The organism is Paenibacillus sp. MT124, from assembly GCF_058792755.1.
The window spans coordinates 3,605,788-3,619,565 of the sequence record NZ_CM179500.1 but is presented as its reverse complement, the minus strand read 5'-3'; the positions used below and the strand labels follow the sequence as shown (position 1 = coordinate 3,619,565).

Genomic DNA, 13,778 nt, shown 5'->3' with positions numbered 1-13,778 from the left:
GTCTTTGGTTACTGCCATGAAAGAGTCCAGAGGAGACAAGCTGTTTGTGATTTGCACCTATATTTATTTAGTTCTTGCACTGCTCGTTGTTCTCTATCCGCTGATCTATATTCTCAGTGCTTCTATCAGTTCGCCGAAGGACGTCAATTCGGGAGCCATGTGGCTGTTTCCGAAGAATGTTACACTGGATGGCTACAAGCTTGTATTCGAAAACCCGAAGATATGGAATGGTTATTTGAACACGATTATCTATACGGTGGTAGGGACACTGGTCAATCTCGCCGTTACGCTGCCAGCCGCGTATGCGCTTAGCAGATCTGATTTTGTCGGGCGTAATCTGTTCATGGGTCTCATTCTGTTTACGATGTTCTTCAGCGGCGGGCTCGTGCCGACGTATCTGCTGGTCAAGAATCTCGGACTCATCAACAGCATGTGGGCTTTAATTCTGCCGGTGGCTGCTTCAGTTTGGAATATTGTTGTGGCCCGCACCTTTTTTCAGACAACTATCCCAAAAGAGCTGCAGGAAGCGGCTCACATCGATGGCTGTACGAATCTGAAGCTGTTCATCCGCATTATTCTGCCATTGTCAGCACCCATTATAGCCGTTATGGCTCTATTCTATGGAGTAGGCCACTGGAACAGTTATTTCCCGTCCCTGATCTATTTGAATGATGAAGCCAAATATCCGCTGCAGATGGTTCTGCGCCAGATCCTTGTCCTTCAGGAGATGTCGGCTGAAACCACGGGCGCTTCGATCAATAGCGAGGTAGCGACCGCCATGAATAACAAGGCTGAAACGGCATCACTAATCAAATATGGAGTCATTGTGGTCTCCACGCTGCCGATCGTGGCGGTCTATCCATTCCTGCAGCGTTACTTTGTCCAAGGGGTCATGATTGGCTCTGTTAAAGGTTGAACCATTAGAATGTGTATATAACAAGGGAGGAATTATTCATGCAGACCACACGCAAACCATGGAAGCTTCTGTTATCTTCGGCTCTAGTTCTTACACTGCTGGCAGGCTGCAGCAATGCTGACAAAGGAGCAGGAGATAACAGTACCGGAGCCGTTGCTGTGAATAAAGAGGGTTTCCCGATTGTTAATGAATCCGTAACTCTTACGCTTATGGCGCCGGATGTAGGGATTCAGAACTGGGAGAACATGAAAGTACTCCAGCAGATGCAGGAGAAGACGGGCATTAAGCTGGAATACAGGAATGCACCGAAGGACAGCTTCGAGACCAAGAAGAATCTGGTGCTCGCCAGCGGAGATTACCCGGATATTCTGTATGCTGCCGGTTTGACCACTGCGGAGCAGATGAATTATGGAGAGCAGGGTATCCTCGTTCCTCTGGAAGATCTGATTGAAGAATACGCTCCGAACTTCAAGGCCTTACTGGATGAGAATCCGGATGTCCGCAAATCCATTACTGCACCGGACGGGCATATTTATTCTTTGCCGGTAGTAGAGCTCAGTCAGCATTGGTATCGTAACCCAATGTGGTACCACGGGGACTTCCTGAAAGCATTGAATATTGACAAGCTTCCCGAAACGACAGAAGAGCTGTATACCTACCTGAAGCGTGTGAAGGAAGAAGATCCGAACGGCAACGGTATCGCCGATGAAATTCCGATATCCTCGGTAACAACACCTGCTGCCAACCTCCGTGATATCCGTACCTGGCTGCTTGGCGCCTTCGGTATTTATGAAGAAGAGGTATACGTGGACGATAACGATAAGGTGCACTATACACCGCTTGAAGAAGGATATAAGGAATATTTAACCTATATGAATCGTCTGTGGTCCGAAGAGCTGTTGGATCATGAGAGCTTCTCGCAGACGGCGGAGCAAAAGAAGGCCAAGGCACAGAACAATCAGGTCGCCCTCTTCTCCGACTGGCATGCCTACATGTCCAAAGGCGGAGAGCCTTCGACGGCAGATCCGATGTTTGCACCGGTCCGCAGCGAATCGGTTGCTGCTCCGGCGATTGCGAAGAATAGAGGCATTACAACGGGTGCCTTTGCTATTACAGAGAGCAACCCGGCGCCGGAAGCCTCCATGCGTTGGGTGGATTATCTCTATTCCTACGAAGGTGCCATGTTCTTCAACAAAGGGCCAGAGGGCATTCTCTGGGAATACACAGACAAAGAGAACCGGGTCAAGAAATACTTGCCTGTACCGGACGGAAAGGAAATGGAAGATTATCGGGCCACTCTGACACCTAACTACGGTATTCCTGCTCCGACCCTGTCCATGGATGACATTAGTAAAGGGCTGAAGACAGACTTTGATCTCTGGGTAGAGGAGGAAACTAAACATAAACTTCTCGATAAAGGCGCTCGTATTCCGTTCCCAACACTGTTCCTGACCGTGGAAGAGCAGACGGAAATCAGCAACCTGAATTCGGATTTGAGCACTTACGTGAAGCAGATGGAAGCGAAGTTCATCACCGGTGCAGAGCCGCTTACCAGTTGGGACAATTATGTGGCTACCGTTAAGAAAATGGGCGGAGAGCGTGTGGCTGAAATTAATCAGGCTGCGTATGACCGCTGGAAATCCAACTAATCAAGCCTCTGCGCAAACTATCCCTTGAACATGTATCCCAGGAGGAACAGACATGCAAATAACGAGACACCCGAACAATCCCATAGTCGTCCCGGGCGGCTATGAATGGCGCAAGGTTACGGTCTTCAACCCGGCAGTCATCATAGATAACGGCAAATTTTACATGATTGAGCGCACTGCAGGCTCCCTGACTCCATGCAAGAATTATCTGGGGCTGCTGGAGAGCGATGACGGCGTAAACTTCACTCACGTGAAGGATGAGCCCATTGTGACGCCCGATATGCTGGGTTTTCCTTATGGCAGTGTGCAGGACCCTCGTATTGTCAAAATTGATGGAACCTTCTATCTGAACTATGCCCTGCGTCCCTGTGCCATGAGCTATTATCCTACCGGAGCAGGCGTCCCCCTGCGCTCTATTCCCGAATATCCGGACGGATGGGGGGAAGAGGAGGGACACTGGTTGACCCGGTCCTCCATTCTGAAATCGGATAATCTCCTGGATTGGGAGTTTGTGGCGGATACGACGCCTCTTGATATTAACGACCGGGACAACATTCTGTTTCCTGAAAAAATAGGTGGCAAATTCGTGCTGCTGCGCCGCCCCGAGGAATATGTGGGAGAAGACTACGGTACGGATAAGGCGGCCATGTGGATTACCTACTCCGAGGATCTGGTGAACTGGGAAGAGCCCAAGCTGCTCGCCACCGCCGGAAACTTGTCCTGGGAATCGCGGAAAATTGGGGGCTCGACGCCTCCAATCCGGACCGACAAGGGCTGGCTGGTGCTTTATCACGGCGTTGATGAAGAAATCGTCTACCGTGTAGGAGCTATGCTGCTGGATTTGGAGCAGCCTGAGAAAATCATTGCCCGGACCCATCATTTCATTATGGAGCCGGAGACGTACTACGAGAAATTTGGATTCCAGATTCCGAATGTGATCTTCCCGACAGGAAACGTGGTCAAAGACGGACTGCTCTATATCTATTACGGCGTAACGGATACAGCGATCGCTCTCGCCACGGTTCCTTTGGATGAACTGGTAGAGCATATTCTTCGGGAAGGGCAGTAAGCAGGGCCAACTTGGTTAGTGATTCAGGTGCTTTGCGGGGGAAGAAGAAAGCCCGGAATTAAATGGGCCTTTTCACAACAGTCCCCTTCAAAGCATGTTCTTTACGATATTGCCCTGGAGTCAGACCGATTTCTTTTTTGAACTTGCGGATGAAATTCGGCGTATCCAAATAACCGACCTGCTCGATAATTTCCTTGAGCGGTGCGCTAGTGTTCTCCAACAGCCGGATAACTTCATCCACACGTTTATGCCAGATATATTGTGTAAAATTGCTGCCAGTCTTTTCTTTGAAACTCCGGCTCAAATAAGAGGTTGAAATGGCAAACTTAAGCGCCACATGTTCCAGGCTGAGTGTGTAATCTGCGAACTGCTCGTCCACGTATGCCAGAATGTCATCCATTAACGAAGATTCGCTAGTCTCCGTATTCCGCTCGACCTGCATGCATATATCAGCGGCCAGAGAGAGCAAGCGGCTCTCCAGCTCTTCCAGCGTTTCAAAGGAGGTCAATTCCGGCATATTGGCGAACACACTGTCCATCCCAAGTTCGGAGGCCGTGCGCAGAAAAGCGTTCAGCAGTTCGAAGCAGATGCAGCGCAGCAGATGAACCTGCAGCGGCTCGTCTTTGATCATCTCGATGGTATCAGCAATCATCTGGACGGCTACGGGTTCGTTGCCCTGTTTCAGACTCTGCTCCAGCTTCAACATGGATTTGCGCGGAATCCAGAAATTCTCGGTGGCGGAAGGGTTCAGCTCTGCAAGCTGCTCAAAGTAGGTTACCTGTCCGCTGCGACGGATCATTCGGTGTTCCAGTGCCGCAGCAGCTTCGATAAACGATTGGTTAAGACGGCTCAGGTCGCTGTATGCCATACCGACACCGATGCTTAAGGACAGCTGCGAGTGCTCGCGAATGATCGTTTGAATGCCTTCAATAACCAGCTCCATTCGGGTCTGGACCAGCATGTCCGCTTCTCCGGGAAGTGAAATGATCAAGGCAAATTGGTCCTTGACCGAAAATTCCACACCAAAGATCTGTGCACCAGCTGTGGGCAAGCACACATTGCTGAGGATCTCCTGCAGGAGATGCCGTTCCTGCCAGGACTTGCTGCCCGGCTTGGTGTCATCCCAGGACAGTATAGCTGAGAAATAGAAGCCTTCTCCCTGAGGATGCCTGAAGCCGGTACTGAAGATCATCTGCTCAATCTCAGGGTCATCCGGTTTGCCGTGCTTAAGCAGCAGCAGCATACACTGATTGCGGACGAAAGGCTTCTGTAAATCAATTTTGGCACTGTAATCGTGGAGAGTCTGCCGGATCCATTCCCACTCATTACGAACCTTGGGAGCATCCTTGCCGCTGCTTTTCAGTTTGGCGAATTCCATCAGATCCCTGATCGGATGGTACTGCCGTTTGGCCAACAGCAGTGCTGCAGCTATTCCAGTGATTACTGTAATACAAAAGACAATTAAAATCAGGGTCTGAACATGGGCCACACGGCTGAAAAATTGGAAGCTTGGCATCGTGGTCACATAGGTCCATCCATTTTCTTCCGATTGCACCGAAACGACGGAGTGTTGTTCCCCGTCCAGCTTCAGATTATGAATTCCAGGCTCAAGTCCGGATATTTTCTCAAGCTCGTTCTGGGGAAGGGTGACGCCATGGCTGTTTGCGGTCAACACCTCTCCAGTAGGACCGAATATATAGCTGCTCCCCGTGAAGTCACTCAAAATCGAATCCATAACTCCGGTAAGCTTGGATTCTTTCATTAAATAGACAACCGTTCCATATGGATAGGGGTCATTCGGTTTAATGGGTACGAGCATGACAAGCATTGGATCCGTCCGGGAATTAATGGTTACATTTTCCGCGGGACGTACCAGCGGTTGTCGGATTTCATTTAAGTCCTGCCGCAATTCTGCAGGGGTCCAGCGTTCAAATTGATAGAGAGTATCGAAGGTAACATGAAGATCAGCAAGACCACGGTGAGAATAGATGTTGGAGTCGTTATGGAAATACAGAAGCAGGTCCTCGGCAATGTTGCTGCTGGCTTTGTAATTCGCCAAGGCCTGTATCGCCTCCATGCTGTAGTAGGGATCCTTCACCATGTATGGGGTCAAATACTTGTCATAAGCGATTCGTCCGGCTATTTCCTGAAGCTCGTTCATACGAGTATCGATGGTGTTCTTCACCTGATTCAGCTGATTGACATTGGATTGTTCAATTTCGACACGAAGGCCCTTGACAGCGTTTTCATATACGAAAATAGTAACCCCTGTTAGAGGAATGAGAAATATGAGAATGTAGGAAAATGCATATTTCAGAAGAAGTCTTGATTTGAAATGATTCCAGCTGAGTCTGAATTGGTTGAGCAAGGATGGCTTGATTGCCGAATTAGCCATATAGTTGTCCCTCCCGCATTTAAAAAGTTCGAATTAGTCATTCTGGAATATAAATTTATGTTCTGTTCTGGAGTATACTTAAGTCAGCATAAACATTATAACATTATAATCTTTGGAATAAAGTAACACGTCAGGTTTATTTTTAATAGAAGGAGGTACAGATTTCATGAAATGAATCCAATTTTGAATTTTGCCTGTATACCTGGGTCGAAGAAGGAGATGGGATGATTGGGCACAGAGAATGTGCTGCGCAATTTGCAGCTTGTTAACGGGCGGATCATTGATATCGCCATTCAGGACGGGATCATCACTGAAATTACACCGTCAGGCCAGGCTGGGGAAGCTAAGAGAGGTCAAGACTGTTCCGGGTTATATGTGTCTAGCGGATGGATTGACCTGCATGTGCATGCCGTGCCGGAGCTTGATCCCTACGGCGATGATATCGACGAAATTGGTGTGAAGCAGGGAGTAACCACGCTCGTGGATGCCGGAAGCTGCGGTGCAGATCGGATCGGTGCCTTGTACACTGCCAGCCTGAAGGCTGAGACGCGGGTGTTTGCACTATTAAATATTTCGAGGATCGGGCTTGAACGGACAGATGAGCTGTCACAGCTGAAATGGATAGACCGGGCGAAAGCCCACGCAGCAGCAACGGCGTATCCTGATTTTATCGTTGGTCTGAAAGCACGCATAAGCCGAAGTGTCGTCAAAGACAACGGCATTGAACCGCTCAAGCTGGCACGCCTATTGTCCGAAGAAACGAAGCTGCCGCTCATGGTTCATATTGGTTCCGCTCCGCCTGCAATCTCCGAAGTATTGGAGCTATTACAGCCGGGCGATGTAATTACCCATTATCTTAATGGCAAGTCCAATAACCTGTTCCATGAGGACGGCACACCCTTACAAGGACTGATGGATGCTGCTTCCCGTGGAGTTCATCTGGATGTGGGCCATGGCACAGCGAGCTTCTCTTTCCGGATTGCAGAACAGGCCAAAGAGGCCGGCATTGAGCTGAATACAATCAGTACGGATATTTACCGCGGCAACCGTCTGAACGGGCCAGTGTACAGTATGTCCAATGTGCTGACCAAGTTTCTCGTTCTAGGCTACAGTTTGGAAGAGGTCATCCGCGCGGTTACAATCAACGCAGCAGCATGGCTCGGCAAGCCGGAGCTCGGACAGATTAGGGTGGGACAGCAGGCGAACCTGACTTTGTTTGCTCTGGAAGCAGGTGAGAAGCAGCTTAAGGACTCGGAAGGCGTTGTTCGAATTGCACAGCACTATATTAAGGTTAAAGGAGTCTATGCTAATGGATCACTCATTACAAGCTAGATATGGACTGAAGCGTGTGATAAATGCCAGTGGTAGAATGAGCATTCTTGGCGTTTCTGCACCAACGGATTCGGTCATGGAGGCCATGAAACAAGGTGGACAACAGTACGTGGAAATCGCGGACCTTGTAGACAAATCGGGTGAATATATTGCACACCTGCTTGGTGCGGAAGGGGCAGCTGTTGTGAACTCGGCGTCCAGCGGCATAGCCCTGTCAGTGGCAGCCATGGTGACCGGCGGAGATCCGCGGCTTAGTCTTCGTCTTCACCAAGAGCCGATAATGAAAAACGAAATTATTATGCTAAAAGGGCATAACGTGCAATATGGAGCACCTGTTGAAACGATGGTATTTCTTGGCGGCGGCCGGGTTGTGGAAGTGGGATACGCCAATGAAGGCCGGCAGGAGCATATTGAACAGGCCATCGGTGAATATACTGCGGCTATTCTCTATGTCAAATCTCACCACGCTGTCCAAAAGAACATGATTTCTGTAGAAGAGGCCTGGGAGGTAGCACAGCGCAGAGGAGTTCCGCTAATTGTTGATGCCGCAGCAGAAGAGGACCTGTCCAAATATGTCCAGTACTCAGATTTGGCGATTTACAGCGGATCCAAAGCGATTGAGGGCCCCACCTCCGGGATTGTCGCTGGTAAAAAGAAATACGTCGAGTGGCTGAAGATACAGCTGCACGGGATCGGCCGCAGTATGAAGGTTGGTAAAGAGACTACCTTCGGGCTGCTTCAGGCGCTGGAGGAATACCAGAATAAGGCCGATAACAGCGAACGGGAGAAGCAGGCGCTGGAGGATCTTGAGCTGCTGGCTGAGATTCATGGGGTTTCAGTTCGCATCGTACAAGATGAAGCGGGCAGAGCGATCTACCGTGGACGCATCCAGGTTGATTCCAATGTTGCAGGAATGGATGCGAAGGATGTGAATGATCAGCTGCGTGAAGGTGAAATTGCGGTATATACCCGAGACTATGGCGTTAAGCAAGGTTATTTCGATATTGATCCAAGGCCGCTGCAAGGTGATGATCTACAGGTGATTATCACAAGAATACAAGAAATCGTGGGAGGTGAGCGTACATGAGTCATATTCAGCAGCGACTGTATAAGAACAGGGTCGCACTTAATGTACTGGCTGGCAGTATCGGGAACGCTCAGGAAGTATTCGAAGCTGCAGAAGGATATGTACTGATAGGTGTGCTCTCCAAAAACTACGATGCGGCGGAGGAAGCGGCAATTGCCATGACTGCATATGGTCAGGCTATTCAAGATGCCGTATCCATCGGGCTCGGAGCCGGAGACAATCGCCAGGCGGCTGTTGTGGCGGAGATTGCAGCAAGTTATCCGGGAAGCCATATCAACCAGGTGTTCCCGGCAGTGGGGGCAACCCGTGCGAACTTGGGAGCTAAGGACAGTTGGATTAACAGCCTGGTTTCTCCATGCGGGCAACCCGGCTATGTAGATATATCAACGGGGCCTGTCAGTTCAGGGGCCACTCCGCATGCGATTGTTCCGGTTCAAGCTGCGATTGCACTGGTTCGTGACATGGGTGGCAATGCGCTCAAATATTATCCCATGCAGGGTATGAAGCTGGAGGAGGAGTACCGAGCCGTTGCCAAGGCCTGCGGAGAAGCCGGGTTTGCACTGGAACCTACGGGTGGAATCGATCTGAATAACTTTGAAGCCATACTGGAGATTGCGTTAGAGGCAGGTGTGCCCCAGGTTATCCCGCATGTCTATTCCTCTATTATCGATCCAGAGACGGGGAATACAAACGTGGAGGATGTTCGCAGACTTCTCAATATGATGAAATCACTGGTGGACCGGTATGCCTAGGATCGCTGCTTTTGGTGAAGTGATGATGCGTTTGCAGGTTCCGGGCTATGAAACGCTGATTCAGAGCAGCAGGCTGGAATATTCTTTCTCTGGCAGCGGGGTCAATGTAACGGCAGCACTGGCTAAATATGGTCATACCGGTGCGCTTATAACAACCTTGCCGGAAACGCCCGTGGGCGAAGCAGCAATAGCTTATCTGCGCAAGCTTGGAGTAGATACTTCACTGATCAGCCGTGGCGGCAAGTATCTGGGAATGTACTTTCTGGAGAATGGCTTTGGAGCCCGTCCCGGCAGAGTCACTTATACAGACAGGCTGGGCAGCAGTTTCAATACCGCGGCGGCGAGTAACTATGACATGCCGGCTCTTGCAGCCAAAGTCGACGTTCTTCATTTATGCGGCATTACGCTGGCAATGAATGAAGGCGTTCGCGAGCAGATGAAACAACTTGCTGTAGAAGTGAAGCGGGCTGGGGGAAAGGTTGTTTTTGATTGCAATTACCGTCCTGCGCTATGGGGAACAGATGGCTATACCAAAGCTCGTCCACACTATGAAGAACTGCTCGAACTTGCGGACATAGCATTGATCAATGAGAAGGATGCGCGCTATATTCTTGGCATTGGTGCTGGAGATTATGATAGAATAACACAGTTAATGCAAGTGATTCCCGAAGTTGTGGAGCGCTTTGGCATCAGAACGGCAGCGGGAACGCAACGAGAGATTAACGCTGACAACACGCATTCCCTTACAGGTTATATCTGTCATGAAGGTACGTTTGTGTTTTCCGGCAAACTGACCTTCCCGGTATATGACCGAATCGGAGCCGGCGATGTATTTGCCAGCACCATTATCCATGGGGAATTGCAGCAATACCCGCAGCAGCAAACGATTAATATGGCAGTGGCGGCAGCGATGATGGCCCATACCACTCCAGGCGATACAGCGCTTTTTAGCGAGAGTGAGGTGCTCCGGGCGCTGTCAGACCATACCTTAGATGTTGAAAGGTAGTGAACAGCAGTGTCCTTGAAGCGCAAGCAAGGTCCTTTATATCAGCAAATTCAAAAAATTCTCAAAGACCGAATACTCCATGGGATATATCCTCTCGGAAGCATCATCCCCTCTGAGCCACAGCTGGAGAAGGAATTCGGCGTCAGTAAAATGACGGTTCGCGGTGCGGTCCAAGAGCTGTCTCAAGAGGGATATGTGCAGAAAAAAAGTGGTGTTGGCACGATTGTGATGCGCAATACCTCCCATCAGAAGCTCTCTAAGGGAAAGCGGTTTACGGAGCTGCTCGTAGAAGAGGGTCATAAACTGGAAAAGAGAGTGCTGAACTCTCAATTAGTCACCAATGATGAAGGGACGGAGGAATATAACCGCTTCGGTCCGTATTGCCAGCGGATGGAGAGGCTCTACATTCTGAACGGTCAGCCTTATATTCATCTCATACACTTCCTGGCTGCTGCTGCCCTGCCGGTCGGTACACAAGAAATAAATACAGACATTCAATCGCTGTACGACTCACTGGAGGAGAACGACATTATGCTGGAAAACTTCAGGGACCGTTTCTTTGTAGAGCCAGCACCTCCAGAGGTGTGCCAGCTGCTGGAGATCCCCGCGGGGATGCATGTGCTCAAACGCCTACGTAACTCCTATGACGGGGAAGGAAGGCTAATAGAGCACAGTATCGGCTGCTATAATACAGAGCTTCATCATTATCTGGTCAGTTATGACACCTAAATTAAGCCCTGGGAACGGGTGGTTATTTAATTAGGACGGTATCCTTATCATCAGACTGTCGCTTTCGCAGCAGGAATTTTAGATGTTTGAAAGGTGTAACAACATACTCCCATTAAAGCCGCTAATATGGTATTATCCCCTTTTAGTAGACATGAGAAAAAAGACATCTGTTAAGATGAACTTAATCATGTAAACGAAGGGGATTTTTTCATGGCTAAAAAAGGTCAAACATTCCGGCGGTACTCTTTGGATTTGAAATTGGAGGCAGTTCGGCTGGTCAACGAAGAACATATGAGTATACGTGAAGTAGCGACACGTTTAGATATTCAAAATAAATCTCAGGTACAAGTGTGGGCAGCCAAAGCTAAACAGGGAATGAGTCTAGAACCTGCTACACCCAAACGGGGACGCCCTAGAACCAAGTTTTCCAGTATGGAAGAAGAGATGGCGTATTTGCGGGCGGAAATTGAATACTTAAAAAAGCAGTATCCAAATCTACACAAGGAGTGACGAGTAAAGCAGCCAGATTTCAAATCATTGAGGACCTGAGAGCACGCCATGGTCTGGCTCGGCTCTTGAAGTTAGCTGCGGTTTCCCGCTCGGGTTATTACAAGTGGAGAAAAAGCATAACAGCAGCAAAAGAGCGTAGACATAAGGAACATGAACTAGAATCCCATTTGCTTGCCATCCATCGCGTGCATCCTTACTTTGGCTATCTTCGAATGACCGTAGCTTTACGACGGGAAGGCCTTCGAGTCAACCACAAAAAGGTGTACCGATTAATGAAACAATTAGGCATCTGTTCTGTCATTCGAAAAAAGCGTCGATTCTTTGGAAAACAAGCCTCTGTGGTGAACCCGAATCGGCTGGAGCGTCAGTTTCGGGCGGATACACCACGAACGAAGCTGGTTACGGACATTACCTATATTCGTGCTGGAGAACACTTTGTGTATCTCTCTGTTATTCAGGATTTATACAATAACGAGATTGTAGCGTGGCATCTTTCTGAACGAAATGACCTTGCTTTGGTTCATGAAACGCTGGATAGACTCCGTCAGCACGTGGATCTGAGTGGTGTAATCCTACACTCGGATCAAGGATTTCAATATACTTCGAAGCCCTTTAACCGTAAACTGAACCAGCTCGGCATGCTAGGCAGTCATTCCAGGCGTGGAAATTGCTTAGATAATGCTTGTATTGAGTCTTTTTTCTCTCATTTAAAGACCGAGAAAATATACTTGAATAAGGCGGCAAACAAAGCAGAGGTTGAGCAGCAAGTGAGTGAATACATACTGTTTTACAACCAAAACCGATTTCAGAAAAAACTAAACGACCGTTCCCCGGTAGAATACCGGGAAACGGCCGCAGCTTAAATTTTGTCTTTTTAGAACTGTCTACTTGACAGGGTTATGACCAATATAGCGGCTTTTTGTTGATTGGTTAACAAAAAAAATGTATTGTCTGGATATAAAATTACCGGGTTTATCTAATCAAATCAAATAGATTGGGAACTCATATAGATGAATCAAATGAATAAGAATTTAAGAATTTTTATGTTATTTTAAGGTATTATTTTCCGAATACATTATATTTAATTAAAAAGTAGATTTAGGAAAAGACCTAAGGGGGATCATAATTTAATGGACAACAACAAGCCGTCGCAACCTGACAATGAAGAAGAAATGAAAGACTCTTTAACCGAAGAGCGAGAAACACAGCAAGAAACAACTACGGTGCCCGAAATGCAAGAAGAGGAGAATCAACAGCATTCATCCGAAGTGCAACCACAAGTGGTTAAAGGGAAAAACAGTGTGGTCTGGATGGCAATCTCGGGAGTTTTAGCTGCAGCACTTATCGTTGTACTTGTATATCCACCGTTTGGGGGGGGCAGGGAGTCTGTGGCTTCGGTCAATGGGTCGGACATTTCTAAGGATGAGCTGTATAATGAATTGGTTTCACTTGGTGGCGAGAGCACACTAAACAGCATGATTACAATGAAGTTGATTGACCAGGAAGCTGCAAAAGCTAACGTCTCTGTTACTGAACAGGATGTGAATGCCGAGATTGAGACGCTAAAAACCCAATATGGCGGTGAAGAGGGGCTTAACACGGCTCTTTCCCAATCTGGCATGACCATGGATTCACTCAAGAAAAATACGGAAGTCCAAGTGAAAATCCGTAAAATTCTTGAACCACAAACCACTGTAAAAGATGAAGATATCAGTGCCTATTATAAGGAGAACAAAGCAACATTCTCCACACCGGAGCAGGTGAGAGCATCTCATATCCTTGTGAAGACAAAAGAAGAAGCGGATGATATCAAAAAACAACTGGATGAGGGAGCAGACTTTGCAACCCTGGCAAAAGAAAAATCCACAGATACAGGCTCTGCAGCGAATGGCGGGGATCTTGGATTTTTCGGAGAAGGTGAGATGGTAGAAGCATTTGAGAAAGCAGCCTTCTCCATGAAAAACGATGAGATTAGCGAACCCATTAAGTCCGATTATGGTTACCACATTATCAAGAGGACAGATTATAAAGAGGCAACCAATCCGACTGAGGAAGACAAAAAGGAAGATATTCGTAATATACTGGTTGACCAACAGGTCGGTGAACTTAGTACCAATTGGATGAGTGAATTGCGCTCCAAGGCTACGATTGTTAATACACTTGAGCCAGCGGATGAAAGCTCGGATGCTGCTGCAGCTTCGACTACGGATACAGAATCCTCTGCCAAGGAATAATAGGAACGACAGATGGAATAGGAACAAGGAAGCAGCTGACAAACTCGAACCTTACAGTCGAATTTGTCAGCTGTTTTTCTTGTTTGTGACTTGATAAAG

At 48.2% G+C, this 13,778-nt stretch carries 11 protein-coding genes; 10 read left to right on the top strand and 1 reads right to left on the bottom strand.

All coding sequences use genetic code 11. From position 1 onward, the window contains the following. Positions 1-4: 4 nt before the first annotated feature. From AC3RCI_RS16405 to AC3RCI_RS16395, 3 genes are read left to right on the top strand one after another with little or no spacing between them, the layout of a single operon-like run. A complete protein-coding gene (locus AC3RCI_RS16405) occupies positions 5-916 on the top strand; it encodes a carbohydrate ABC transporter permease (protein WP_336781767.1) in 912 nt (303 codons plus the stop codon). 38 nt (positions 917-954) lie between these two features. Then, positions 955-2,565 (top strand): extracellular solute-binding protein, encoded by a 1,611-nt coding sequence (locus AC3RCI_RS16400; protein WP_492525530.1) that lies wholly within the window; start codon positions 955-957, stop codon positions 2,563-2,565. A 52-nt stretch (positions 2,566-2,617) separates the two neighbouring features. Next, entirely contained in the window at positions 2,618-3,634 is a 1,017-nt protein-coding gene (locus AC3RCI_RS16395) for a glycoside hydrolase family 130 protein (protein WP_492525528.1), read from the top strand. Between the two features lie 58 nt (positions 3,635-3,692). Here the strand turns inward: AC3RCI_RS16395 and AC3RCI_RS16390 are convergent, their stop codons facing one another. Continuing rightward, positions 3,693-6,029, bottom strand: coding sequence for a helix-turn-helix domain-containing protein (locus AC3RCI_RS16390; protein WP_492525526.1), 2,337 nt, complete (start codon positions 6,027-6,029; stop codon positions 3,693-3,695). Positions 6,030-6,257: 228 nt separating this feature from the next. Here AC3RCI_RS16390 and AC3RCI_RS16385 point away from each other — a divergent pair, with 228 nt between their 5' ends. The 7 genes from AC3RCI_RS16385 to AC3RCI_RS16355 all read left to right on the top strand — a co-directional run bounded on the left by AC3RCI_RS16385 (position 6,258) and on the right by AC3RCI_RS16355 (position 13,679). After that, positions 6,258-7,361, top strand: coding sequence for an amidohydrolase/deacetylase family metallohydrolase (locus tag AC3RCI_RS16385; RefSeq protein ID WP_492525524.1), 1,104 nt, complete (start codon positions 6,258-6,260; stop codon positions 7,359-7,361). Beyond that, entirely contained in the window at positions 7,339-8,448 is a 1,110-nt protein-coding gene (locus tag AC3RCI_RS16380; RefSeq protein ID WP_492525522.1) for a DgaE family pyridoxal phosphate-dependent ammonia lyase, read from the top strand. The genes AC3RCI_RS16385 and AC3RCI_RS16380 overlap by 23 nt, the downstream gene beginning before the upstream one ends. After that, on the top strand, positions 8,445-9,200 hold the full coding sequence (dagF, locus tag AC3RCI_RS16375) for a 2-dehydro-3-deoxy-phosphogluconate aldolase (RefSeq protein WP_492525520.1): 756 nt from the start codon (positions 8,445-8,447) through the stop codon (positions 9,198-9,200). Before AC3RCI_RS16380 ends, dagF begins: the two co-directional genes overlap by 4 nt. Then, entirely contained in the window at positions 9,193-10,206 is a 1,014-nt protein-coding gene (locus tag AC3RCI_RS16370; protein WP_492525518.1) for a sugar kinase, read from the top strand. The genes dagF and AC3RCI_RS16370 overlap by 8 nt, the downstream gene beginning before the upstream one ends. A gap of 9 nt (positions 10,207-10,215) precedes the next feature. Next, a complete protein-coding gene (locus AC3RCI_RS16365; protein ID WP_492525516.1) occupies positions 10,216-10,935 on the top strand; it encodes a GntR family transcriptional regulator in 720 nt (239 codons plus the stop codon). 210 nt (positions 10,936-11,145) lie between these two features. Then, positions 11,146-12,308, top strand: a protein-coding gene (locus AC3RCI_RS16360; protein WP_492525466.1) for an IS3 family transposase whose coding sequence is annotated in 2 segments (ribosomal slippage) — positions 11,146-11,410 and positions 11,410-12,308 — 1,164 coding nt in all. Because the reading frame shifts where the segments join, the coding sequence is not laid out codon by codon here. 267 nt (positions 12,309-12,575) lie between these two features. After that, entirely contained in the window at positions 12,576-13,679 is a 1,104-nt protein-coding gene (locus AC3RCI_RS16355) for a peptidylprolyl isomerase (RefSeq protein WP_492525514.1), read from the top strand. Positions 13,680-13,778: the final 99 nt, after the last annotated feature.